The 25,958-nt window shown below is 34.7% G+C and carries 23 protein-coding genes; 12 read left to right on the forward strand and 11 right to left on the reverse strand.

What is annotated here, in order from left to right:
• The first annotated feature begins 8 nt into the window (after window positions 1-8).
• From NBT05_RS05615 to NBT05_RS05625, 3 genes are all read left to right on the forward strand, one after another.
• A complete protein-coding gene (locus NBT05_RS05615; RefSeq protein WP_265772495.1) occupies window positions 9-938 on the forward strand; it encodes a hypothetical protein in 930 nt (309 codons plus the stop codon).
• Between the two features lie 238 nt (window positions 939-1,176).
• Window positions 1,177-2,568 carry a hypothetical protein gene (locus tag NBT05_RS05620; RefSeq protein ID WP_265772496.1) on the forward strand — a complete coding sequence of 464 codons (1,392 nt, stop codon included), beginning with the start codon at window positions 1,177-1,179 and terminating at the stop codon, window positions 2,566-2,568.
• Window positions 2,569-2,705: 137 nt separating this feature from the next.
• On the forward strand, window positions 2,706-4,061 hold the full coding sequence (locus tag NBT05_RS05625) for a hypothetical protein (protein WP_265772498.1): 1,356 nt from the start codon (window positions 2,706-2,708) through the stop codon (window positions 4,059-4,061).
• Between the two features lie 96 nt (window positions 4,062-4,157).
• Here NBT05_RS05625 and mfd read toward each other — a convergent pair whose 3' ends face one another.
• Window positions 4,158-7,520 carry a transcription-repair coupling factor gene (gene mfd / locus NBT05_RS05630; protein ID WP_265772499.1) on the reverse strand — a complete coding sequence of 1,121 codons (3,363 nt, stop codon included), beginning with the start codon at window positions 7,518-7,520 and terminating at the stop codon, window positions 4,158-4,160.
• A 200-nt stretch (window positions 7,521-7,720) separates the two neighbouring features.
• Here mfd and NBT05_RS05635 point away from each other — a divergent pair, with 200 nt between their 5' ends.
• Window positions 7,721-9,076, forward strand: a complete 1,356-nt coding sequence (locus tag NBT05_RS05635; RefSeq protein WP_265772500.1) for a dihydrolipoyl dehydrogenase family protein — start codon at window positions 7,721-7,723, stop codon at window positions 9,074-9,076.
• A 3-nt stretch (window positions 9,077-9,079) separates the two neighbouring features.
• On the opposite strand, the gene NBT05_RS05640 is transcribed toward NBT05_RS05635, so the two are convergent.
• Together NBT05_RS05640 and pdeM are read right to left on the reverse strand one after the other, a co-directional pair.
• Window positions 9,080-9,886, reverse strand: coding sequence for a tryptophan-rich sensory protein (locus tag NBT05_RS05640; RefSeq protein ID WP_265772501.1), 807 nt, complete (start codon window positions 9,884-9,886; stop codon window positions 9,080-9,082).
• 72 nt (window positions 9,887-9,958) lie between these two features.
• Window positions 9,959-10,609 carry a ligase-associated DNA damage response endonuclease PdeM gene (gene pdeM, locus NBT05_RS05645; protein WP_265772502.1) on the reverse strand — a complete coding sequence of 217 codons (651 nt, stop codon included), beginning with the start codon at window positions 10,607-10,609 and terminating at the stop codon, window positions 9,959-9,961.
• A 357-nt stretch (window positions 10,610-10,966) separates the two neighbouring features.
• Between pdeM and NBT05_RS05650 the strand changes: the two genes are divergently transcribed.
• Together NBT05_RS05650 and NBT05_RS05655 are read left to right on the forward strand one after the other, a co-directional pair.
• A complete protein-coding gene (locus NBT05_RS05650; protein ID WP_265772503.1) occupies window positions 10,967-11,200 on the forward strand; it encodes a DUF4160 domain-containing protein in 234 nt (77 codons plus the stop codon).
• Window positions 11,181-11,417, forward strand: coding sequence for a DUF2442 domain-containing protein (locus NBT05_RS05655; protein WP_265772504.1), 237 nt, complete (start codon window positions 11,181-11,183; stop codon window positions 11,415-11,417). Before NBT05_RS05650 ends, NBT05_RS05655 begins: the two co-directional genes overlap by 20 nt.
• Before the next feature lie 5 nt (window positions 11,418-11,422).
• On the opposite strand, the gene NBT05_RS05660 is transcribed toward NBT05_RS05655, so the two are convergent.
• The 3 genes from NBT05_RS05660 to NBT05_RS05670 all read right to left on the reverse strand — a co-directional run bounded on the left by NBT05_RS05660 (window position 11,423) and on the right by NBT05_RS05670 (window position 16,660).
• Window positions 11,423-13,912 carry a ligase-associated DNA damage response DEXH box helicase gene (locus NBT05_RS05660; RefSeq protein ID WP_265772505.1) on the reverse strand — a complete coding sequence of 830 codons (2,490 nt, stop codon included), beginning with the start codon at window positions 13,910-13,912 and terminating at the stop codon, window positions 11,423-11,425.
• 63 nt (window positions 13,913-13,975) lie between these two features.
• Complete coding sequence (locus NBT05_RS05665; RefSeq protein WP_265772506.1) at window positions 13,976-15,610, reverse strand: ATP-dependent DNA ligase; 1,635 nt, start codon at window positions 15,608-15,610, stop codon at window positions 13,976-13,978.
• A gap of 33 nt (window positions 15,611-15,643) precedes the next feature.
• Complete coding sequence (locus tag NBT05_RS05670; protein ID WP_265772507.1) at window positions 15,644-16,660, reverse strand: ligase-associated DNA damage response exonuclease; 1,017 nt, start codon at window positions 16,658-16,660, stop codon at window positions 15,644-15,646.
• Window positions 16,661-16,824: 164 nt separating this feature from the next.
• Here NBT05_RS05670 and NBT05_RS05675 point away from each other — a divergent pair, with 164 nt between their 5' ends.
• The gene (locus tag NBT05_RS05675) at window positions 16,825-17,256 is read left to right on the forward strand and encodes a TerB family tellurite resistance protein (protein WP_265772508.1); all 432 of its coding nucleotides are present in this window, start codon (window positions 16,825-16,827) and stop codon (window positions 17,254-17,256) included.
• An 11-nt stretch (window positions 17,257-17,267) separates the two neighbouring features.
• Here NBT05_RS05675 and NBT05_RS05680 read toward each other — a convergent pair whose 3' ends face one another.
• The 4 genes from NBT05_RS05680 to NBT05_RS05695 form a co-directional block, all read right to left on the reverse strand.
• On the reverse strand, window positions 17,268-17,606 hold the full coding sequence (locus NBT05_RS05680) for a hypothetical protein (protein ID WP_265772509.1): 339 nt from the start codon (window positions 17,604-17,606) through the stop codon (window positions 17,268-17,270).
• Between the two features lie 98 nt (window positions 17,607-17,704).
• Window positions 17,705-18,202, reverse strand: a complete 498-nt coding sequence (locus NBT05_RS05685; RefSeq protein WP_265772511.1) for a Rab family GTPase — start codon at window positions 18,200-18,202, stop codon at window positions 17,705-17,707.
• Entirely contained in the window at window positions 18,189-19,013 is an 825-nt protein-coding gene (locus NBT05_RS05690; protein WP_265772512.1) for a cell envelope biogenesis protein OmpA, read from the reverse strand. Before NBT05_RS05690 ends, NBT05_RS05685 begins: the two co-directional genes overlap by 14 nt.
• A gap of 17 nt (window positions 19,014-19,030) precedes the next feature.
• The gene (locus NBT05_RS05695) at window positions 19,031-19,381 is read right to left on the reverse strand and encodes a fructose 1,6-bisphosphatase (protein ID WP_265772513.1); all 351 of its coding nucleotides are present in this window, start codon (window positions 19,379-19,381) and stop codon (window positions 19,031-19,033) included.
• A gap of 340 nt (window positions 19,382-19,721) precedes the next feature.
• Here NBT05_RS05695 and NBT05_RS05700 point away from each other — a divergent pair, with 340 nt between their 5' ends.
• Window positions 19,722-20,171, forward strand: a complete 450-nt coding sequence (locus NBT05_RS05700) for a helix-turn-helix domain-containing protein (RefSeq protein ID WP_265772514.1) — start codon at window positions 19,722-19,724, stop codon at window positions 20,169-20,171.
• Between the two features lie 39 nt (window positions 20,172-20,210).
• Here NBT05_RS05700 and fbp read toward each other — a convergent pair whose 3' ends face one another.
• Window positions 20,211-21,227 (reverse strand): class 1 fructose-bisphosphatase, encoded by a 1,017-nt coding sequence (fbp, locus tag NBT05_RS05705; RefSeq protein WP_265772515.1) that lies wholly within the window; start codon window positions 21,225-21,227, stop codon window positions 20,211-20,213.
• A gap of 168 nt (window positions 21,228-21,395) precedes the next feature.
• On the opposite strand from fbp, the gene NBT05_RS05710 reads away from it, so the two are divergent.
• The 4 genes from NBT05_RS05710 (at window position 21,396) to NBT05_RS05725 (ending at window position 25,784) form a co-directional block, all read left to right on the forward strand.
• Window positions 21,396-21,881, forward strand: coding sequence for a GNAT family N-acetyltransferase (locus NBT05_RS05710; protein ID WP_265772517.1), 486 nt, complete (start codon window positions 21,396-21,398; stop codon window positions 21,879-21,881).
• A gap of 79 nt (window positions 21,882-21,960) precedes the next feature.
• Window positions 21,961-23,790, forward strand: coding sequence for a GNAT family N-acyltransferase (locus tag NBT05_RS05715; protein ID WP_265772518.1), 1,830 nt, complete (start codon window positions 21,961-21,963; stop codon window positions 23,788-23,790).
• A 172-nt stretch (window positions 23,791-23,962) separates the two neighbouring features.
• A complete protein-coding gene (locus tag NBT05_RS05720) occupies window positions 23,963-24,862 on the forward strand; it encodes a hypothetical protein (protein ID WP_265772519.1) in 900 nt (299 codons plus the stop codon).
• Window positions 24,855-25,784: a leucine-rich repeat domain-containing protein gene (locus NBT05_RS05725; protein WP_265772521.1), complete on the forward strand. Its 930-nt coding sequence runs from the start codon at window positions 24,855-24,857 to the stop codon at window positions 25,782-25,784. The genes NBT05_RS05720 and NBT05_RS05725 overlap by 8 nt, the downstream gene beginning before the upstream one ends.
• The last annotated feature ends 174 nt before the right edge of the window (window positions 25,785-25,958 follow it).

Raw genomic sequence — 25,958 nt, forward strand, 5'->3', positions numbered from 1 at the left:
AAACTATTATGAAAACTACATTAAATCAATATTTTCAACCTTTAATAATATTGAGCTTATTTTTTATCAGTGCTACCCTTTTAACCTCGTGTTACGGAGACGGAATTGAAAAAGAAGCAAAAGTAAGTACCTTAATATCTGGATTTGCTGGAAATGATGCGGTATCTGTAGACCGAAAAGGAATAATTTATGTTTCTGAATTTGGTATTTTTGAGAATACTGGTGGAAACGGAACCCGAATATTTAAGGTAGCACCTAATGGAAAAGTATTGGATACTATAAAAGGACTTTCCGGACCTATGGGTACCGCCAAAGATTCAAAAGGTAATCTGTTTGTGAACAATGATAACAATACGGTTCGTGGGGAAGTTTTAAAAATCTATCCTGGTGGAAACAGGGAAGTTGTTACTAGTATTGACGGATGGCCCAGCGGAATGACTATTGATAGGCATGACAATCTATATATTTCTAATTTTACGGCACCTACCGTTCATAAAATAAGCGCTGATGGAAAAGTAGAAATAATTGCACAAGATGAGCGATTGGCAGGGGGTGTAGGAATTGACTTAGATAGTAAAGGCAATATTATTGTTGCAAATTTTGCTACTGCTTCCATCTATTCTATAGATAAAACCGGAAACGTTTCTTTAATTACCACAATCCCGGATATTGTATTTGGTGGTTTTGGTATTGGATATATTACAGTGATTAACGATCGTATTTATGCAACGGGTATTGCAGTTAATTATATTTTTGAAGTAAGCCTTACGGGTGAGACAACAATTATAGCGGGTAATGGCGAACCAGCGCAGGTAGATGGACCTTTATTGGAAGCTTCTTTTAGCAATCCTAACGGAATTGCATCAGACAAATACCGTGGAACTTTGTATATAACAGAATTTACCGGAGCCGGAGGTCTGCGGAAAGTAAGCTTATAGATGATGCGCTGTATTCGTATGAATTACTAATTTTAAAATTATATCCGGTAGTTAACCTTTTTAAAGCTATTTAAAGTTGTATCAATTGCAATTTTAAGTAGCTTTTTCCTTTTTAAACTTAAAATGAATATGTATTTAATCGTATAAAATAGTATTTTATCTATGTTAAATTTAAAATAAACCCGTATTAATAAATCCATTTTAATATATTTGTCGGGAATTTTAAACCCAAAATATAATGATAAGGACTTTCTACATACTTTTCACGTTCATCACCTTAAGTATTATCAGTTGTTCAAAAGATGAAGAACTAACCCCAGAAACTTTTGCCGAAGAAGAAGAAAATGAAGAACAGTTTGAGCAAGACCAGGAAATTGAAAATGATAGTATTGTCTTTTTTACAGTAAAGGTAAACCCTTATTATTTAGGTGATTTGATAGCCTCCACATATATTATTATAAATGATGCAAACGGTAATCTAATTAACCATACCATGGTTCAAAATAATAAGACCTATGAATTTAAAGTTAAGAAAGGAGAAGGGTTTGATAAATTTACCGTTTCAAAATTTGATAACATCATAAGGCCGAATTATCAGTATAGTTCGTTAAATACTTTTTTTCATATAGATCAGGGTACGGTATGGAATTTTAATGGTGCTAGTCAAAATTTGACTTTAGATAATTCAAATTTTAAAACATTCTCTTTAAAAGTAGAAAATGTTAAGGATTATAATTCTTATGAACTTTCTTCTCCTATAAATAATTCTTACCCTGGGTATGAGAACTCCGGTACCATCAATTTTGATAATGTGGAATTTATAGAGAATGAAACAAAACTTTTATTGACAATACATTTTACCACAGAAAAGTCTAAGTATGTTTATATTGATAATATAATTGAGGGTGAAGAAAGGGTGATAGATGCCGCTGATTTAAAGAATTTTGATTCGTATGTTCCGATTGATTTACCAACGGATAATAAGAATTTTAGTAAACTATTATCTTTTAACGTAGGAAATAGTGGTGTATACACAACTTCTTCTTTCTTTGGAACGGAGATTAGTTCTATTAGAAATGCTAACTTCGGGATACTTCCTGAATTTGAAAACTTTACAGTTCGCATAAATAGAAGTAACCTCGACGAAAATTATCGGTATCAGTATTATCAAAGTGCTAAAATTCTTAAGGAAATAAGCGTAAGTTCATTTGGTAAAAATTTTCAAGTTTCCAATGAAAACCGAGAATCCTTTTTATTTACCAGCGATTTTACTTACGATACGAAATACTCTTCGTGGATATATAGTAAACAGGAAGATTCAAACTATGAGTACGCTGTCTGGAATTTCCATAGTAATACAGAAAACTATACTAAAGTTCCAGTGCTACCTAAAGAGTTTTTGGAAATGTATACCAACTTTGACATAAGCAAATTAAAATATGATTCAACAAAATTAATAAAGACTAACGAACCTTATTCTTTCTTTACTACAAATACGAATGATAATGATTTTACCGAAGTACTACGGGAAGATATTATATTTTTTAAACCGGTAACCAAAAACAAGTTGTTTAAGAGTAAGAAGTTTGAAGAAGAATTTAAATTACTTGGAGAGAGATTACTACGGTAGAATTATTTATAGTTCAATTGTGTTTGATATTCAAACTCATACTATAAAAACAAACCTTATTGAAACTTGATTTATTTGTTAAGTTTTGAATTATTTTTAAACTCTAAATTCTAGAGGTATTTGAAACCCAAATTAAAATGAAAAAATTTTGTGCGCTGGCATTAATTACCATAATTGCTTTTAGTTGTTCCAAAGATGATAATGATCCAACTATGGAAACTATGTCTAAAGAAGAAGAAAAAGAACAAGAAGTTGAAAACGATAGTATTGTTTATTTTTCTGTAAAGATAGAAGATAACGTTTATACATCGACCCAACTAGTAAATTATATAATTCTAAATGATGATGATGGAAACCTAATTGATTACAGACCACTAAGAAATGGTAATAATCTCGTTTTTAAAACTAAAAAAGAAGAAGCACCAACCACTTTTTCGGTTTCCTTATCGTATTATAATAACAATTCACAATATGAAAATATAGGTGGTATTTCTACATATTTCAATGTAAAAAGTGGTTCAACTTGGCTCTTCGAAGAAAATGAAAATGACACTTATCAAGAAACGGGAACTTACTCAATTCAAATAAATAATACGGTAGATATTGAAAGTTATGAATTAAGAGATTTTAAAACTATTACTAGTGGTGAAGGTTACAGTAATGATTCTGTTATTATGATACCATACGTAAGAAATTACCTAAATCAATTTCATTTTGTCTCGCTCACTAGTGCCTTAGAAAATAAGTATTATAAATTTGTTTCAAATCCAGAACAAAAAAATAATCTTGTTTTAAATTTCAATGATTTTAAGGAATATGAATTAAGTGATTTAATTTCAATTCCCCAAGGTTACCTTGATTATTCGGTGGGTGTTGAGGTGCTAAAAGATAAAACATTCTTTCAGACAGATCAGGTAAACTCTTTAGATTTAGATACTTTAGGTTCAACTATAAAGTTATTAACAGTCAGTAATATGGAGAAATATCGTTTATATTTTATTGAATATAAAGATAACTTTACTTATTATTATGACAATTACACTAAGGACTATTTATCTGCTACTATTCCTGATATAAATAGTATAAATCTTCAAATTTCAAATAACTCAATTGACAATTTTAAATATAATACTAATATAAATTATGATAGAATAAGAAGTCAATGGAGACATACAGATACTATTAAGAATTTAGTATCTGAAACTAGTGTTTGGTATTTTCATGCAAATAATGATGGATTTAAAGTTAAACCTAATTTACCTAAGGAAGTAATTGATGCTATTCCTAATTATAAGTTAGAAAATTTAAAATATTATCAAACTAGGTTAACCAGGGGTGGACCCACGTACGAAGAAATTATATATAGTAATCTGAAAACAGATTGGTCATCTTATATTGGAGAAGTTGAAAATATTTATTTTAGGTATAATACTAACAAAAACAAATCAAGAAAGGTTGAAAGCGAAGAGGCTACATCTGTCTTAAAGCACTAGTAGCAGACATCTATTTATCTTTAAACTGCTTCGGGAGACCGAAGCAGTTTTTTTGCTTTTAATGCTGCTTATCAATAAAGGCATTCAAGTAGAATATTATGAAATAACTTCTGCTTTTTCTTGCTTAAAAGGCTCCAACACCTGTAAAGCTTTATCAATCGAGGTAATGTTTTCAAAATTTAAAAGGAGACGTAAACCATTTCGGGTTTTCTTTTCTTTCATTTTTACTTTTCCAGGATGCTGCTGCACGTATTTTAGGACATTAGTAAAAGCTTCGGTTTGATAGAACGGGGATTGTTGGTCGCTGATAAAGTAACCTATCAATTTCTGTTGTTTTAAAATTATTTTCTCAATTCCAATACTGGTGGCAATCCACTTAATACGAACCGAATTCAATAAATCTACCGCAGGATCAGGAAGTTCTCCAAACCGATCTTCCAAACGCTTTTCATAAGCTAACAGCTCTTCTTCGGTTTTAATGTTATTGAGTTCCGTATATAAATTTAAGCGTTCGGTAATATTATTGATGTAATCATCCGGGAAAAGAAGTTCAAAGTCAGTATCAATTTGGGTATCTTTTACATATTCCTTTGGTTCATTGCTTGTATCGTACAATTCGGCAAACTCATTTTCTTTTAACTCTTCAATGGCTTCATTTAGAATCTTCTGATAGGTATCAAAACCGATTTCGTTGATAAAACCACTTTGTTCTCCCCCTAATAAATCTCCCGCTCCCCGGATTTCGAGGTCTTTCATGGCAATTTTAATACCACTACCTAAATCCGAAAATTGTTCTAGGGCGGTAATCCGTTTCCGAGCATCATCCGTCATCACCGAGTAAGGTGGGGTGATAAAATAACAAAAAGCTTTTTTATTACTTCGGCCTACACGTCCCCGCATTTGATGAAGGTCCGACAAACCAAAATTATTAGCATTATTAATAAAGATAGTATTGGCATTAGGCACATCCAATCCACTTTCGACAATTGTCGTAGAAACCAAAACGTCAAACTCCCCGTTCATAAAAGAAAGCATCAACTCTTCTAATTTTTTGCCTTCCATTTGTCCGTGACCTACCGCAACTTTAGCATCCGGAACCAGGCGTTGAATCATTCCGGCTACTTCTTTAATGTTTTCAATTCGGTTATGAATAAAAAATACCTGTCCACCCCGTTGAATTTCGTAACTAACCGCATCCCGAATAGTTTCTTCCGCTAGGCGAATGACATGTGTTTCAATAGGATACCGATTAGGAGGAGGGGTAGTTATCGTAGACAAATCCCTAGCAGCCATTAAACTAAATTGTAAAGTCCTTGGGATAGGTGTAGCCGTTAAGGTCAGGGTATCTACATTTTCTTTAATCGTCTTCAACTTATCCTTTACTGAAACCCCGAATTTTTGTTCTTCATCAATAATCAGTAAGCCTAAATCCTTAAATTTTACATTTTTATTGACCAATTGATGGGTACCGATGACAATATCTATTTTCCCGTTTGCCAGGTCTTCCAGCACTTCCCTTTTTTGTTTGGCAGTCCTAAACCGGTTTAAATAATCCACCACTACCGGAAAATCTTTTAAACGGTCTTTAAAAGTTTTAGCATGTTGAAAAGCAAGAATGGTAGTGGGTACCAGTACTGCCACTTGTTTTCCGTTATCAACCGCCTTAAAAGCAGCACGAATAGCAACTTCGGTTTTACCAAAACCTACATCTCCACATATCAAACGGTCCATAGGGCGTTCGCTTTCCATATCTTTTTTTACATCCTCGGTAGCGGTACTTTGATCTGGGGTATCTTCGTAGATAAAAGAAGCTTCCAGTTCGTGTTGTAAATAACTATCCGGGGCGTATTGAAAACCTTTCTGCAAACGCCTCTTTGCGTAAAGTTGAATTAGGTTAAAAGCAATATGCTTTACCCGGGCTTTGGTTTTTTGCTTAAGGGTTTTCCAGGCTTTAGACCCCAGCTTATAAATCTGCGGAGGCTTTCCATCCTTCCCGTTAAACTTGGATATTTTATGTAGAGAGTGAATGCTTAAGTACAATACATCACGCTCTCCGTAGATCAATTTAATCGCTTCCTGTTTTTTGCCTTCCACGTCAATTTTCTGAAGCCCTCCGAACTTTCCAATTCCGTGGTCAATATGGGTCACATAATCCCCAACTTCCAGGTTATTTAATTCTTTTAAGGTAATTGCCTGTTTCTTAGCGTACCCGTTTTTTAAAGTAAACTTATGGTAGCGTTCAAAAATCTGGTGATCCGTATAACAAACTACTTTCAATTCCTCATCAATAAACCCTTGATATGCAGAAAATACCACCGTTTCATATTGCTTGACATCCAAATCCGCATCTTCAAAAATATCGTGAAAGCGTTTTGCCTGTTGCTCACTAACACAAAAAATATAATTGGTATATCCCGCCGAATGATTTTTATTTAAATTTTCAATTAACAGATTGAACTGCTTGTTAAATGAAGGTTGGGGTTTGGTTTGAAAAGCTATTTTTACTGCTTCCTTTGTATGATTAACACTTAAATGTACCTGAGAAAAGGTGCTAAGTTGCGAAAAAAGTAATTCGGAAGAAGCAAAAAGTTCTTCGGGAGATTTTCTTTTGATTTCACCCGAAAGTTTGGCAAAAGCTTCTTTTGCTTTTTCAAAATTCTGATCGTTCTGATGTTTTAAGGCTTCCAGGTTTTTCAAAACCAAAATAGTATCCGGGGCAATGTATTTAAAGAAACTTTCGTGACTTTCCTGTATACTTTTATCGGCTAAATTCGGAACAATTGAAATTTTACTGGTTTTTTCTATAGAAAGTTGGGTTTCTACATCAAACGTACGAATACTATCCACTTCATCTCCAAAAAATTCGATACGATAAGGTTCATTATGACTAAACGAGAACACATCTACAATCCCTCCACGCACGGAAAATTCACCTGGTTCTGTTACAAAATCTACCCGTTTAAACTGGTATTCAAATAATACTTCGTTTACAAAATCAAGAGATAACTTATCATTAAGGGCAATATGTAAGGTGTTTTTTTCCAGTTCTTTCCGGGTAACTACTTTCTCAAATAAAGCATCCGGATAGGTAACTATGATAGAAGGTTTTTTCTTTGAATTGATTCGGTTTAAAACTTCGGCGCGCAGTAATACGTTGGCATTGTCTGTTTCTTCAATTTGATACGGACGACGGTAACTACCGGGAAAAAACAGCACATTTTCTTTTTGAACCAATTGTTCAAGGTCATTCAGATAATAGGCAGCTTCTTCTTTATCATCAAACACACATAGGATAGGCTTACCCGTAGTTTTAAAAGTTTTTTGAAGGACAAAAGAAAGAGAAGAACCAATCAATCCCTGTAGAAAAATGTTTTTCTGATTTGTATCAAGAAGTTCAATAAATTTCCGAACGGAAGCGGATGTATCAAATTGATTTGAAACAATTTCTGCGCGCAACATGTAGCTTTTTTGCAAATATACTATTCTACCTAAAAATGAAGTATTTAATAAAAATAATATTTAGCAATAAAAATTTCTAAAAGAAAAACTAACTCTAATTAAGATTTTAGGATAGAATGGATTGAGCATAGTTTTAATTAAATAGGACTATACATGTAAAAAAATAGTAGTAGTTTGAATTTTGAAAATAATTAAAACCTATGGGAAATTTAAAATTTGATGTCTTTGTAATTGGAAGTGGTATTGCCGGGCAGAAAGTAGCTGAAAAATGTGTAAAAGAAGGGAAAAAAGTAGCAATAGCCGAAAATAAAGTACTAGGAGGTGTTTGCTCAAACCGAGGCTGTGATCCTAAGAAAGTATTGTTAGGTCCTACCGAAGTGGTACATGTAGCAAATCGATTGCTTCATAAAGGTATTTCTGAAAAGGTAAAGACTAATTGGAAAGACGTCATGCAATATAAAAAAGAATTTACTGATCCAGTTCCGGATGACACCGAAGAAAAATTGAAAGATCTGGGAATCACTTTGTTTAACGAATCCCCTTATTTTATAGATGAAAACACCCTTTTTGTGAGTGGGCAAGAGGTTAAAGCTGATAAAATCGTAATTGCAACCGGATTAATTCCTAGAAAATTAGAAGTTGAAGGAGGTCAGTTCACTAAAACCAGTGAAGATTTTTTAAGCCTGGAAGAACTTCCTAAAGATATTATTTTTATTGGTGGAGGCTATATCGGGATGGAATTTGCGCATATGTCTGCCCGAATGGGAACAAAAGTAACGGTAATTCAGCATGGAAATTTACCATTGACTATTTTTGAAAAAGAAATGGTGCAATTTATCGTCAAAGCTTCTGAAGATCTAGGGATTAAATTTATTTTCAATGCCGAACTTGAAAAGATTGAGGCTACGGATACTGCTAAAACCGTACATTACAAAGTTGAAGACACTAAAGGTTCATGCAAGGCAAATATTATTTTTAATACATCCGGAAGAGTACCTTCTATAGAAAAATTAAAATTAGAAAATGCAAATGTAGATCACGGTGATAATGGTATTAAAGTAAATGCTTATCTACAGTCTATTTCTAATCAAAACGTGTATGCCTGTGGAGATGTCGCTGATAACGCGGTTCCTCTGACTCCTTTTTCCGGTAGGGAAGGAAAGATAGTAGCTTATAATATTTTAAACGGAAATAGTAAAGAAGCGGACTTTCCGGTTATTCCCACCGTAGCTTTTACCTTACCTAATATTGCTTCCGTAGGATTATCCGAAGAAAAAGCTAAAGAAAAATACGACGAGATTAACGTAATCTGTAAAGATGCTTCATCCTTTTATAATGCTAAGCGGGTAAATGAAAAAATTTATGCGTTTAAAACTATTACGGATAAGAAATCAGGAAAAATTCTTGGTGCACATCTTGTAGGCCCGGAAGCTGGTGAAATAATCAACTTATTTTCTATGGCAATTTATAATAACATGACGGTAGATCAGATTAAAGATATGGTCTTTACCTATCCCACCTGGTCCAGTGATATAGGGAGTATGTTTACTGAATAGACTTTACCCCTTTTTCCATTCCAGAAATTTTTTAAACGGATTGGTTTCTCGGTTTTTAAACCCATGAATACCTACTGAAATAAAAAGAAGTACAGCAGCTACCATGGCGGTCCAGGCAATATTGTCAAATGTTGTTTTATGTCTAACGTAGATTGCAACTAGTGCCCATATGGTGACTAGTAAGAATTCACGTAGGTTTCGGCTAACTAATAGATACAGATTTAAAAGAACTACGACTATAATCATAAGTAACGTCCACCATTCTGGAGAAATACCCCAACCACTCCAGTTAATTTTAACTAGATATGTGGCAACATTAGCAACCGTTGCCACACTTATCCATCCGGTATACAAACAAATAGGCCACCAGACACAGGCAATAATGCCAATAGGAGCATCCCAACGTTCCATATTGGTTCTAATCATAATTTGAACTAAAGAAAATAGAATCCCAAACATAAAGAAGACTGAAAGTCCGATGAAATCATAGGTAAAGGCGATTACCCAGGCTGCATTTAGTAAATTAGCTAGAAAAAACCAACTTCCGGTTTGCAATACAAAATCACTTTCTTTAGTACTAAAAAAGGTTCTTTTTATCTGATAAGAACTATAGATAATCAGGTTCAAAAAAATCAATCCCCAGATGCTAAAAGCATATCCGGCAGGAGTAAACAAATTGTCATACTTATCACTAATATCTGCAATAGTAGCATCATTAAATTTAAATACTTGCGAGGCATAATTAATAGCTAGAACTAAAAGCACAGACAATGCATTTAGAATAACGAGAGATTTCTTTTTAGTATCCATCTCCCGAAAATAAAGGATGCAACCGGAGTTAAAGTCCTTTTTAACTACAAATATGAACAGAAATAGAACATTTTATCTGACTAAGTTAGTCACTTGAACCACTTCATGATCTGCAAGGGCATAAACTTCATCCCCTTCTGTAGGTTCCAGCATATAATTACCCGTAAATTGACCGAAAGCCGGTAAGATCATTTGTTCTTTTGTTTTAAAAAAACAAGGAAGCCGCAACGCTTGCCTACCTAAACCCTGTAAAGCCACCCCAGGGTGTATATGCCCGCATAAGTTAAAAAATCCTTCTCTCTTTTCCGGATGGTGCGTTAATAGAATAGTTCCGATCGCCCACTCTTCTGAAATATGAATATCCAGTTCTTCAAACTTGGCGGGTGAGATAATATCATGATTTCCTGCAACCAGAATAAATTTTTCCTGCATATACTGCAATCTCCAGGAAGCAAAAAGATCCCATTCGATATTTAAGGCACTATGAAATAAGTCTCCTAAAAAGCAAACAACTGCGGGTTGATATTCCCGAATTACTTTATCCAGTAATTTAAAATTTTTTTCAATAGCTTTTTTAGGTACGGCACTACCATGCTTTCTAAAATGTGACACTTTACCCAGATGTACATCAGCTATTAGTAACATCTGTGTTTCTTCCCAGAACAAAGCACCACAAGGATGCAACTGAAAATGTTGGTTATGAACGCTTAGGTTTTGGAGCATTGCGAATTGATTATTTCTTTAAACATTGTTAACTATTATGTATAGCTGAATTCATAGTAAATAACATAAGCCTTAAAAATGTTATCTTATACAAAACTAGCTATCGTAAAAAGTATCTATTATTGTAGATATATGGTGTTTTAATAAGAAATAACCGCATTAAAAATCAATTATGATTTTAATAAATTTGTCGGAAAATTTCTTAAAAAAACTTTCAATTGTGATTTGCGTTTTGCAAAGGTACAAAATTGTATAGATTTATTTCTTTGGTAAACTTGTAGTCATCTCCACTTTATCAAAACTATTTTCTAGTTTTAGAATTAATAAACTATTGTCTCGTTTAAATTTATGTAAAGTATGCCAACGGTTATAGTTATAAGAGGATATCGATTTTTCTTTTATAGTAATGATCATGAACCTATTCATATTCATGTAGAGAAAGATAATAAAACAGCAAAGATAAACTTGGTTCCTTTGGAATTAGTAAAGTCTCGAAATTTTACAGCATCAGAACTTAAAATTATTCGTAAATTAGTAGAAGAAAATCAATTATTATTTATAGATAAGTGGAATGAGTTTTTTAACAATTAATAAATCTTTTCAGGCAACTGATGTTTCCTTCAATAATGATAAAATGATTGTTTTTTTTGAAGATGGAAGGGAATTATCGGTACCGCTGGAGTGGTTCCCCACTTTAAGAAATGCTTCTTTACAAGAACTTTCTAACTGGCGATTTATCGGTCGGGGAGAAGGAATTCATTGGGAAGATTTAGATGAAGATATTTCTATTGAAAATCTATTGAAATAACTGCATTACTTCCTCATTAAAACCGCCGTCATCTTTTTGATTCTGTCTGCTAGTTTCTCGCTGGATAGTTTTTCCCGAATACGATCCGTGATGATCGGGAAGGAGAAGGGCGTAGCATCCGGGCATTGTTTCCATATAATTTCCTGATGTTTAATTCGCTCTAATGCCATTTGTAACCGACCTTCCTCCAGGGAATGCTCAAAAGTTTCAGTAATGGCTTGTTGAAATAATAAGTTTTCAGGTTCATGTTCTTTAAAGACATCAAATAATAACTGCGAACTTGATTGTAAGTGTTTATTTTTAATTATTTTATTAGGATAGCCGGTAAACACCATCCCCGAGATTATAGCAATATTCCGAAATTTACGACGTGCCATTTCCGTAGCATTTAAACTATGCTGTAGATCATTTCTAAGATATTCCGCAGAAAATAGATTGTTGTCCAAAATTAGCTGTACGTCAATTTCCTGATCGGATAAGAGTTCAAATCCGTAATCATTAAAGGCTAACGAGATGGAGATAGGATTCAGCAAACTTAAACGATACCCTAACAAACTACCCAAAGCTTCGTGAACAAAACGGCCTTCAAAAGGATACATGACCGTATGAAACCCTTCTCTGGTTTTAAAGGTTTCAATAAGAAACTGCCCTTCATCCGGAATGATACTATCCCGTTCCTGTCTTTTAAAAATAGGGGCTAGGGCTTTTAATTCTTTGGTTAACTTTAAAGTTCCGTTAGCTACCTGTTGTCTTCGAGAAGGTGCTACCTTATATAATTCTTCACGTAAAAGTTCGGACATTTGTGAGGTAAGGGCAAAGCGGCTTCCTTGCCAACTGGGGATTCGGTTTGTTTTTTTTGTAGACTTTCTGACTAATACATGCATACTTTTTACCCGTACCAGCTCAAGATTACGTCCCCCGTACATAAAGACATCTCCGGGTTTTAGCTTAGAAACAAAATATTCTTCAACATGACCGATAAAACCTCCTTTTACATATTTTACCATCAATACCGCATCCCCTACAATAGTTCCAATTTGCAGACGGTGACGCATAGAAATCCCCCGGTGGATCACTTTATACAAACCATCTTCCAGGATTTCCACCTTTTTGTACTCATCATAGGTTTGTAAACTCTGACTTCCTAAAGTAATAAAATTAAGTACCCATTGCCATTCTTCATAACTCATAAATTGATAGCAAAAGGTTTGTTTTACTTCTTTTATAATAACATCCGGATAAAATCCGTCAGAAACCGCCAGGGTAACCAGGTATTGAATCAGGACATCAAAACTATTTAAATAAGGCGGGCGGTCTTCTACGGCATTTTCTTTTACCGCTTTATGCAGGGCTGATGCCTCTACCAGTTCAATCGCATGAGTGGGTAAAAAATAAATCACACTTTCTTCTCCCGGCCGGTGACCACTACGTCCGGCACGTTGTAAAAAACGGGCTACGCCTTTAGGTCCACCAATCTGAACAATGGTTTCTACCGGAGCAAAATCAACACCCAGATCCAGGCTAGACGTACAAACCACTGCTTTTAAAGATTCATTACGAATGGCTTGTTCTACCCAAATACGGGTTTCTTTAGTAATACTTCCATGATGCAAGGCAATCTCTCCGGCAAACTCCGGGTATCTTTCTAGGATACGATGAAACCAAATTTCACATTGTGCCCGGGTATTAGTAAATAATAAAGTGGTTTTACTACTATTAATAATAGGAACCACATCATCCATTAAATGAATCCCTAAATGCCCTCTCCATGGAAAGGTATCCATGGTTTTTGGGATGACACTTTTAACGGTGATCTTTTTTTTAATATTGGCTTTTATCAATATGGAATTGTGGTACGCTGCCGTATCGGGCCCTAATAATACTTCTCTTCCCTGATCCAGGTTTCCTATGGTTGCTGAAATCCCCCAGATACGTAATTTTGGGCTGATGGTTTTTAACCGGGACAAGGATAATTCAATTTGAACTCCCCGTTTGGTACCCAAGAGTTCGTGCCACTCATCTATGATTATTGCGGAGCAATCTCCGAATACTTTATCATAACCTTTGGAGGATAATAATAATTGTAAGCTCTCCGGGGTGGTAATCAATAAATCCGGCATGGCTCTTTTTTGAGCTGCTCGTTCTTTAGTGGGTGTATCTCCGGATCGGATACCTACCTTTAATACTGGGCAAATATTCTGAACAAAACGTTCGGCGGCTTGTTTAATTTCTAAGGATAAAGCACGTAAAGGGGTGATCCAAATGGCTTTTAAGCCTTTTTTATGGGTATTAGCAAAGTCCGGATTAGAACGTATGTAATTTAAAACCACCGGAATCCATAGAGCATAAGTCTTTCCACTTCCGGTAGGAGCATTTAACAACCCGTTTTTCCCTTGTAAAAAAGCTTTCCAACTTTGTTTCTGAAAGGGAAAAGGTGTCCAGCCCTGATTCTTAAACCAGGTATTTGCTATGGTATAAAGTTCTTTTTCAGTCAATGAATTATAGATTGGAAAGTAGTACTCGTAAAATTGTGATCTGTTTATTTTAAAAGGTAAACGTTAACCGGACACTTTTTCTTCTTCTGCTTGCGGAATCAATTTTTTTAAGTTGGAAAGCGTATCTGCATCTTCGATTTTTTTATCATGTCGCCAACGTAAAATTCGGGGAAAACGGGTGGCCACCCCACTTTTATGACGACCGGAAAGCGCAATTCCTTCAAAGGCTATTTCAAAAACCAACTTAGGCACCACACTCCGCACGGGTCCGAACCTTTCAAGAGTATTGCTTTTAATATAGGCGTCTACTCTCCTGAATTCAGCATCTGTAAGTCCTGAATAAGCTTTAGCAAAAGTAACGAGTTCGGTTTTATCATCATTCCAAAGTCCAAAAGTGTAATCGGTAAATAAATTAGACCGCCGGCCGTGGCCTCGCATGGCATAAGTTAGTACGGCATCGATAGTTAATGGGTCTACTTTCCATTTCCACCAGTCGCCCTTTTTTCTTCCTACCTGGTAAGAGGATTTTTTACGCTTTAACATTAATCCTTCAGAGCGTAGTTCCCGGGATCGTTCCCGTTCTTCTGCCACTGCTTCCCAGGTAGTAAACTCTAGTTTTTCAGATAATTGTAATAAGAATAACTCAGAGAACTTTTGATATTCTAGGCTTTTCTTATAAAAGTCTTCTAAAATATTTCTTCTTTCAGAGAAAGGTAAATGCCGTATGTCTTCACCGTTCCATTCTAATAGGTCATATGCTTTTAAAATTACCGGTACTTTAGCTAATAAGGCTTTAGAAACATTTTTACGACCTATTCTGGTTTGTAGATCGTTAAAACTACCTACAGTTCCCTCAATAAACGGAAGAATTTCACCATCTAATACAGTTCCGTCCGGTACAAAATCCAGGAAACGTTCAAATTCGGGATATTTATCGGTAACCAGTTCTTCCCCACGACTCCAGACAAACAATTTATTTTGCCGTACAATCACCTGCGACCTAATACCATCCCATTTATGCTCGGCATAAAAGTTATGAACCTCTCCGATTTCTTCTGGGGATTCTTCAATGGCATAGGCAAGGTAAAAAGGATAAGGTTTTGACAGGTAATCCGATTCGTTTTCTTGTAAAATAAGTTCGTTAAAGGTGATTTTATCCGGATCCCAGTTTCCCATAAGTTTAAAAGCCAATCGGTCTTCTTCAATATCCGTAGCAATAGCCAGGGCACGCGTCATCAATTTTTGACTTACCCCGATCCTAAAACTGCCGGTTATTAATTTGCTAAATACAAAACCTTCGTAATAGTTTAAAATACTCCAGTTTTCGAATAAATATTCTTTCTTCTCCTCATCTGACTTTTTCTTAAGAGCAATAATTTCTTCCAGGAACCGCGTTAAACTTTTTTCCGAACTTTGATTGGTGGTAGGAACAATGAGAGCAATGGTTTCAGCCAAATCGCCAACAATATGATAGGATTCTTCAAATAACCATAAAGGGATATTCGCTAATTCTGAAGCCCAATGCCTTAATAAAGTAGTATTAACCGGACGAGGGGGTCGGCGGTGCGAGAGAATGGCGATCGTCCAAACTTTATCTTTGTCGGAGGCTTGTTGAAAATAAGACGCTAAAGCCTGCACCTTAATGTTGGTCTTATTGGTGCTGTCTAGGGTTTTAATTAGTTGTGCAAATTTTTTCATAGTAGCGATCTAAAAGTCTGTGCAAATATGGGATTAAGCAGATTCTTTTTCGGCTACCTGCATTTCAGCTAATTCCCCTTCGTATTGTGTTTTTTCGGTTCGGGCGTCGTAGCCAATTTCGCGTAAATACTTAGAAAAAATTTCGGTATAACCGTGTGTACTGATCACTTTTGTCGCTCCGGTGGCCCTGATAGCGGTTAATAATTCTTGCCAGTCGCAATGATCAGATAGCACAAAACCTTTATCAATTGCCCTACGCCTTCTGGCTCCCCTAAATGCCATCCAGCCACTAGCCGATGCAGTAACATAAGGTACCATTTTCCGGATCCAGGGACTACCGTGCGCACTGGGAGGTGCCAGCACCATATTGCCTAATAAATCTTCTTTTTTGGTATCCCGGGTAATACGCTCTGTAGGTGGGAGGGAGGTTAGGGAACGAATAACTTCGGTCATATTTTCAATAGCTCCGTGCGTGTAAATTTTACCGATAGAAGTGTCCAAATGTTTAAGTAACCGCTGGGCTTTCCCTAAGGTATAGCCAAACAATACGGAGGTTTTTTTTTCGGATTGATTTTGCGTCCACCAGGTATTAATATCATGCATGACCTCTTCCTGCGGAGTCCATTTAAACGCGGGTAGCCCAAAGGTACACTCAGTAATAAAAGTATGACAACTTACCGGTTCATAAGGTTCGGCAATACCATCATCTTCCAGTTTATAGTCGCCAGTAAAGACCCATACTTCGCCTTTATATTCAACTCGTATTTGAGAACTTCCGATAATATGTCCGGCAGGATGTAGGCTAAATAATACATTATTAACCCTAAAGGTTTCTCCGTATGCTTTACCGGTTACATTAATATCCCCCAAACGGTGTTGAATGATAGGTACATTAGTATGATGGGTAATGTATTTTTTATGTCCGGCATAACTATGATCTGCATGTCCGTGACTTATGATAGCTTTATCAACTGGCCGCCACGGGTCCAGATATACATCTGCAACCTTACAATAAATTCCTTTATCCGTAAATTCTAGAAGTGGTGTCATTGTATAAAATTAATGTTAAATGATAACTATAGCGTGTGCAATACCTAAGCATACTATCCTGATTACATTTGGAAATATCCGGATGCTTTTTAAAAATATAATTTTTTAGGGATGGACTCTAACGGACTTTAGTATATTTGCCTGAAATTTTTTAAAAAGAAAATATGTCTATTTCCGATTTATTTGACAGCGGATTTCAAAAAAGAAATCAAGATCATTTTGCAGCAATTGTACGGGTTGCTATGAGCGACGGTGTCATTACCGATGAAGAAAAAGCCTTTCTTGACCGCCTTGCCAATAACCTGGATATTTCAGCAAACGATTACCAGGAGATTCTTCAGGATTATAATTCTCATCCTATCAATCCCCCTTCTAATTATGAAAACAGGTTAGAACGACTTTACGACCTTACCCGTATGGTATATGCGGATCATATTAGAGATGCCGAGCAGGTCATACTTCTTGAAAAGTTGGGCGTGGGCCTAGGTTTTAAATCAGACAACGTTAAATACGTAGTGGATAAAGCATTAAATTTAGTAGATCAGGGCGTAGACCGTGATACGTTTGTAGAAGAAATTAAACAAATGAACCGATAAAGGGTTTATATTCAATTATTATTTAAAAAATTTTCATTTTTAAGCTGTTCTTTCTTCTGTAATACAAAATAAACAGAAGTCATATCCGTAAGTTTTATGGTAATGTTAGTCGATTTTATCATTATGGATACGTTGCAAACAATTTCTTCGGAATTTTTTTGAAAATGAACTAGCGGAAACTTGTAGGCTTTCTTTCGCATAGATAATTCAGGAATAATTTCAAAAAATGGATGTATGCTAAAAAGATTAGTTGTCACTTTTTGTGGTAATAAAACACCCTTAGCATAAAGAATAACACCAGACGAGTTGATCCTAAAAATCTGAACATTATTTGGAGCTATTGTACTCATTACTACTTTATTTTTTACCTTTTATAGCTAAATCAACGTTAAATAACAGTGATCTTCCGTTTCCATAAAAATAACCCGTATTTATCCAAAATAGTATTTTAAGGGGAATTAATGTTATTCAACTGAATACCTAATTTCTTAAAAAAATCAGTAACGTTAGTATCTTCTTTAGCACTGGTAAATGCATCTACTTTAAAGGGGAACTTTGTTTCTAGTTTTTTTTTATCTATAACTAAATCTAACTTATTACCAATACAAGTTAATAGGACTTTTGGGAATTCTTCTTTTAAAATTTCTAAATTTTCTGCGGTATCCTGATAAGTAACTGCTCTGGTAACATCAAAAACATATACAAAAGCATGTGCCCCTAATAAATATGACCTACGGGTATCTTCCAGGTCCATATGACCTTCCGTATCCCACAATATCAGTGATATTTCATCTCCGTTATCTAGGGTAATTACCTTTTTTTTAATCTGAACCCCAATAGTGACCTTGTATTCTTCTGAGAATTCATCGTCAATAAACCTGCGAAATAATGAAGTCTTTCCTACCCCAAAATGTCCCAGGAGAACTACTTTTTTAGATAACTTCATTAGTAAAGTATTTTTTTAATTTTTCAGAAAATAAATGGTTGTGGACTAACTCTTGATTAGAAATATGGTTTTTTGCAAAATCTGTAATCGCATCTTCTAACCGGTCTTTAAATTCCAAAGTGTAGGCTCCAGCTATAACTGCTGCTATATAATACGAGTAAAAATTTTGAATATGTATACGGTACAGTTCGTATTCAATAGTTTCCAGTTCTTGGTTTCCACCGGAAAAGGCATCTTCTACAAAACTTTTGATGGCCGTAAGCATTCCTGCAATCATTTCTTTATCAATAACTTCCTCCTTAAAAGGACTAAACTCGGAGATTAGAATACCGGATTCTTTTTTAATTACTAGTAATTGCAGGAGTTGTGGTTTACCATAATTAGATAAAGCCAGGTCGCCATTACTAACCCCTTTAGCTTGCGCTCTTTTTGAAGCAAACCAGTTTTTAAGTGAAAAAGCCTGTTTTGTCTTTCTGCTAATATTCTCGCTAAGTAATTTAATCTCATGAGCAATATATTTTTTGATCATTTTGCCCAAAATAGGGTACAAAGCTTCTACCACAGCATCCTGGGATTTTGAGATTTCTTCTTTTAAAGCTTCAGTAATTGTAGGACCTAAGGTGGTGGGAATTTCGTTGACAAATTTCACAAAGTGTTGTTCAATAATAGGATCAACCTTATGAGATAGTTCTTTTTGTCGGTATATTGTATTTTGTAATTCTTCTACTTTTTTAACAATAGAATCCGTTAATTCTTTTTCTTCTGTAAATAAAAGTTTTTTAAGAATTTGAAGTTTCTCCTGTTCATCCATAAGTGATAGCTGCAACCTTATTTTGCTATTTTTTCTCCCAGGTTGATAAGTAAAGAACCAATTTCTTTTTTATCTACTTTTTTATATTCCAGGTTATCCGAATGTTCCTGTATTTTATCTTCTAATTCTGTCATCCTAATGTTAATATCCGTATGTAAATTATCTATGGTTTGTATTAGCTCTTTACGGGTATCTTCTATAAATTCTTCCAGCTCTTTTTTCCTCATTCGAATATCTTTTTTAAGGTTTTCAAATTCGGAATTATAAGTAGCAATGTCATCACCAAAAATTAAATTTTTAATAGTTTCAATTTTTGAAACAGCTTCGGATAGTTTTTCAGGTGCTGCAATTTCAGGTTGTTTGGACATATAAGAAGAATTAAAATTAATAGCGATTCTAGTAAATTTAGGATAAAATCTTCAAAAAATTGAGGAATTTTTAAAAAACTATAAGGTTATAGTAGTGGTAACTTCCTGTTTTTATGTTGACTAGATAGAAATAACGTAATTAAAATATGGTTTGTCTATAAATTATCTGAAAGTTGAACTTGTTAATATTACTAGTGTTCTTATAAGGTTTGTAGTAGTATTTTTCTTTAAAGATTTTAGTATATATCATTGAACAATTTTTTAACAACTATTACAATATAGTTTCGTTTATTTCGTTTATAATTGTAATTCACAATTGAATTAAATAAACTATATGGAAATGTACAATAAGGTACGGAAACCTTCCAAAGATGAGCAGGTACTGGCAACGAAGTCGTATTATGCATTATCTACAATAATAGAGGAATTAAAAGTAGATACCCCTGAAATAGAAATTGAGGAAACCCAAGAAAAGATACGAATTCCTATAAGTGCTTTAAAACTTTTAAGTGAAGTGTTAAAGACTATGAGTAAAGGAAACATTATTTCTATTGTTCCGGTAGCTACAGAAGTAACGACTCAAAAGGCAGCAGAAATTCTAGGTTGTTCCCGACCACATGTTGTAAAGCTATTAGAGAAAGGAGAGATTACTTACACAAAAGTAGGTAAGCACCGGCGTATTTTATTTGAAGATGTTATGAGTTACAAAGAGAATATGAAGCAAAAACAAAAGCAGCATATTGTGGATATGATGAGATCTGATGAAGCATTAGGACTGTATGATTCATAGTGTTTTGTTTTTAATCTTCTAAACACTCTATTATTATCACTACCCCTTCACTTCTTCCTTTTGCATAAAGGTTTCGGCTTTATTTACCATGTTAATACTTCCGCAGATAAAAGGACAGCGTTCATGAAGTTCTGTAGGTTTAATATTCATAATTCGCTGATGACCATCACTGGCTTTTCCTCCGGCTTGTTCGGTAATAAAGGCCATTGGATTACATTCGTACAATAAACGTAATTTTCCGTTAGGGGATTTTGAAGAACTTGGGTACATATAAATACCACCTTTAATAATATTACGATGAATATCACTAACCAGAGAACCGATATAACGAGAAGTATAAGGGCGATCATCCTTTTCTTCCTGGCAATATTTAATGTAATCTTTGATGCCTTGAGGGAAATGCGTATAATTTCCTTCGTTTACCGAATAAATATTTCCTTCTTCCGGGAATTTCATATTAGGATGTGATAAGTAATAAGTTCCCAGGGCTGGATTTAACGTAAAACCGTTTACTCCGTTACCCGTTGTATAAACTAACATGGTAGAGGTACCATAAATAATGTATCCTGCAGCTACCTGCAGATTTCCTGGTTGTAAAAAATCTTCCAGTGTTACCGGAGTTCCCGTAGGGGTAACCCTACGGTAGATAGAAAATATAGTTCCTACCGATACGTTTACATCAATATTAGAACTTCCATCAAGGGGATCCATTAAAACCACGTAATTATTACGATGATCATTATTCTGTCCTTTGATCGTAATAAAGTCATCATTTTCTTCCGAAGCAATACCACATACGATTTCGCGATTAGTAAGGGTATTGATAAAAGTTTCATTAGCAAGAACATCTAATTTCTGTTGATCTTCCCCCTGGATATTTGTAGAACCTACTGCCCCGGTAATGTCCACTAAACCAGCTCGGTTAACCTGGTGATTTACCATTTTGGCCGCAAGACGTATGGAATTTATAAGTCTGGAAAGCTCTCCGCTGGCATACGGAAAATCCTTTTGATTTTCAATAATAAATTCACCTAGGGTCTGATTAGTTCTTGCCATTATTATACGTACTTATATCAAAAGATTTTCGTAAAAATAGGCTATTATCTTTTTTGACGGGGTCTGTAAACAAAAACTTTTATAATTAAGCTTGATTCCTGATAAAAGCAATCCGTTTTTTGTATTTTTCGATCCTGGTACGAATAAGAATAATTTGAATCAAATAAAATGGATTTTACCCTTCAAAAAGCGAAAGAAAAAGACATGCCCGGTGTGATGCAACTCATTCAAGAACTGGCAAGTTTTGAAAAGGAAGAAGATGCTGTTGAGATTACCGTGGAGGATTTGAAAAGAGATGGTTTTGGGGAACATCCTCTATTTACCTGTTTTGTAGCCAAAAAGGATCAGGAAATATTAGGGATAGCCCTGGTGTATAACCGGTATTCTACCTGGAAAGGGAAAACGGTTCACCTTGAAGATCTTGTGGTAAAAAAAGAATTACGAGGTAAAGGCATCGGGGGCGCATTGTATCAAAGAGTGATGCAGTTTGCTAAAGAACAAAAAGTACGTCGGGTGGAGTGGAACGTTTTGGATTGGAATACCCCGGCAGTTAATTTCTATAAAAATAGTGGGGCTACTATTCTGGAAGGATGGCAAGTCGTACAGATGGATGAGCAAAATTTAAATACATTTTTAGCAAAAACAAAGGTATAAAAACCCTAAAAGGTATAGAAAAGGAAAATTCATAGTCAATTGTCTTTTTAGTATATTTATACACCGCTAATTGTATTAGATGCCTATAGTTACTGCAAAGGAGATAGCTTCTGGTTTAGGAATAAAAAACCTGGGCTATTTGGGAGAATTTATAGGATGGTTGTTTTTAAAAATTACCCGGCTTTCCAGAATTAATAGGATTTATGATAAGAAGTTAGCAGGAACTGCAGACCTCGTTTTCTTTAAAAAAGTTATAGAAACCTTTCATGTTGATTTTGAAGTTCCGGAAAAGGATTTAAAACGATTACCTAAAACCGGGGCTTTTATCACTATTTCTAATCATCCCCTAGGAGGTTTGGATGGTATTTTATTATTAAAACTGGTTTCTGAACAGCGACCTGATTTTAAGGTTATTGCCAACTTTTTATTACAAAAGATACCGGAGTTACACGCTTATGTAATGCCGGTAAATCCTTTTGAAGATCGGAAAGAAGTAAAATCAAGTTTTCAGGGTATTAAATTAAGCTTACAACATATTAAAGACGGACATCCCTTAGGTATTTTTCCATCAGGTGAAGTATCTACTATCAAAGAAGGGAAGGGCTATGTAGATAAAGTATGGGAGCCGGGTGCCATTCACTTTATCCAAAAAGCAAAGGTTCCGGTAATCCCCATTTATTTTCATGCAAAAAACAGCAGGTTGTTTTACAGAATGGCTGCGATTAGCGGATTGCTACGTACCTTAAAATTACCGAGTGAATTATTCACTCAACAATACAGAAGTATTAAAGTTAGGATTGGAAACCCAATTACACCGAATGATTTGATAGAGTTCCTGGAGCTACAAGCGCTTTCCGAATTTCTTCGGAAGAAAACTTATATGCTGGCAAATCCTTATGCAAAAAAATCATTAAGAGAAACCATACCTCAAAATCTAAAAATTACCAAAACTCCCAAAAAGATTAAAAGATGTAGCGATACCCATGATATAGAACATGAAATACAATACTGTCGGGATCATAAAATGCGCTTGCTTTCCAGCAAAAATTATGAAGTTTTTTTAGTAAAAAAAGAGAACGTTCCTAATATCCTTTATGAAATAGGAAGGTTACGCGAAATCACTTTTAGGGCTATCGGAGAAGGAACTAATAAGGCAATTGACCTTGACATTTTTGATGAATATTATCATCATATGTTTTTATGGGATAGCAAAGCAAAAAAAATTGCCGGAGCCTATCGAATGGGTATGGGTGCCGACATCTATAGGCAAAAAGGAATTGATGGTTTCTATTTACAGAAACTCTTCCGGTTTGAACCCGAACTACATAATATGATGAGTAAGTCCATTGAAATGGGTAGGGCATTTATCATAAAAGAGTATCAGCAAAAACCCATGCCTTTATTTTTACTATGGAAAGGTATTGTACATTGTACCTTACGATTCCCCGAACATAAATATTTAATTGGAGGGGTAAGTATTAGTAATCAATTTAGCAATTTTACCAAATCACTGATGATTGAATTTATGAAATCCCATTATTATGATCCGTATGTGGCGCAATATGTGCGACCTAAAAAAGAATTTAAAGTAAAATTAAGAGACGCTGATAAAGATTTTGTATTCGATGAAAGTAAAAGTGATTTAAACAAGTTTGATAAAATTATTGACGAAGTAGAACCAGGAAGCCTCCGATTACCTGTTTTAATTAAAAAATACATTAAACAAAATGCAAAAGTCATCGCCTTCAATGTAGATCCGCTGTTTAATAATGCAATAGACGGATTGATGTACATTAAAATTTCTGACCTTCCGGAAAGTACCGTAAAGCCGGTAATGGAAGAATTTCAGAAAGAATTGGAACAGAAATATTATGCCAGTATGGATAAAGATAACTATCAATTTAGTTAAAGCTTAATTATTCAATGCTATTTACAAGAATACTCTATTAAGTAGAAGCAATACTTCATATTCAATTACGCTAGTGATTAATAATCTTTATCTTTAGGTTCACCAAATGCATTAAACCATAGCACTTCTAAAATTACCTTTAATTACTAGTTGTTTATTACTACACTATATTTTGGTATCACAAACATTTACCGCTAATGTAGGGGTACTAGGTGGAGCCACCTTGACTATTGGTAATCAAAATCAAACGCTTAAATTTGGCATCTCAGCGATAGGTACTGTAAACTACGGTGACGTTTCTTTAGAAACTATTCTAGATATATCGGCAGGTCCGTTATTAAAACGGCATACGATAAAGCAAACCGGTTGGTTATATAGCTATGACTTCTATTCTCTGGCTGGTATTGGAAAAAACAGTAATCTACTTGGACTTTCCCTTACAAATCAACCCACCGGATTACTTTATAACCAGAAAGGTAGAGGAGGGTTCCAGGGGATTGGTTTTGGGTTTAAAAAAGAGTTTTTAACTGGAGAACTCTCGTATGTGAATATACGGCGAGGCAAGTTACTGATGAGGTTTAGCAATGCACAACATTCTTTTGATCTTACATTCACTAATGACTTTAGACTAGGTCGACTATTTAACGGAGAAGGTACGGATTTTGGTGTCACCGGGACTTTACGCTTAGGATATACTGAAATTCTTTCAACTCATAAGATTTTAAGGGCAGGAGTGGCAATTGCTCTATTTACACCCCGGCCGGATTACTCTTTAACTCCGGTGAATCCTATAAATTCTGATGACGGTAGAAAAAATGTTTGGTATACCCTTAAACCTTTTTCAGACACGTTTTATACAAATTTATATGCCTTCGGAAGGTATCAATCCCGGTCTTCTTTCGCTTTCGCGAAAGTTGGGTTGAATAGTCAAAAACTAGGAGCTTTTATACAAAATACCTTACACGACGGTTCAGGGTTAAACCCAAGATTTCCCTGGGATGTTACTGCTCAGGACAAACTTTTTTTAGAAGTAGGAACTGGAATTTTTAAAGCTGCAAAAAGTGATGAGTAGACCTACCATCTTTGTTTTGATTCTGTGCGGTATTGTACTAACCACTTGCAACACTTATCGAACTTTTTATAAGTCGACCTATGATTTAAACACATCATCAATAAAAAATACACAACGGGTTCATGTTAGGGATTTTCCTAATGACAGTGTGTATCTAATACTTTCTAAATATAAAAATATTCGTTCTTTAAACTTATCAAATAGGAAGTCTTTACATCTGGATTCTGTTCTTAATAAAATAGCGAATCCTGAAAAATTGAATGTCTTAATTTTAGACAGTTTAGATCTTGAAAAATTACCGGAAAGTATTACCCAATTTTCACAATTAAAACAATTATCCTTAAACCATAATCCGAATTTAGATGTATCGCAAGCACTTTTAACCGTAAAAAACCTACCCTTGGAGTTTTTAAATCTGCAACAAAATGAATTGACGGATTTACCCGTATCCTTTTCAGAATTACAAAGTCTTGAAGACTTAAATCTTTCCAGAAACAATTTGCAGAAACATCAGGCTTTACAAGCTTTAGAAAAGCTACCTAAACTAAAATCTCTTTGGTTAACCCATAATCAACTCACCTATGTGCCGAAGTCTTTGTTTACCCTAAAAAGGCTTAAGAACCTATATTTGGAACATAATCTTCTAACTGAAATCCCCTTGGAAATTCGCAATATGGAAAAGGTATGGATCCTACATATAGGTCATAACTTATTTACATCCTTACCCGAAGCTTTTACAACCATGCCACGCTTACTTCTACTCCATAGTAATGATTGTAAAATCAGCAAAATTCCGGATAGTTATGCTTCAAAAACGTCTAATATCATGGGGTTAATCTTAGATAATAATCCATTATCTGACTCCGTCAAAACAAAGTGGGAAAAAGAACTCAGGCATTACTTTTTGCTTTCTTTGGAGTAGGTAGAAAAGGTTTAAATGACTTATAATACGTGATATACATAATTATACATCTTATTCTTATCCCTACTATTACTAGTGATGCGTTAACTTTTTAATTTTTTCAATAACCCCTTTAATGATAAGGGTTAATATACGTTCTTTGATTTTTTGATTTGAAATGGCTTTTAGTTTAGC

It is taken from the genome of Aquimarina sp. ERC-38 (assembly GCF_026222555.1).
Classification (GTDB): Bacteria; Bacteroidota; Bacteroidia; order Flavobacteriales; family Flavobacteriaceae; genus Aquimarina.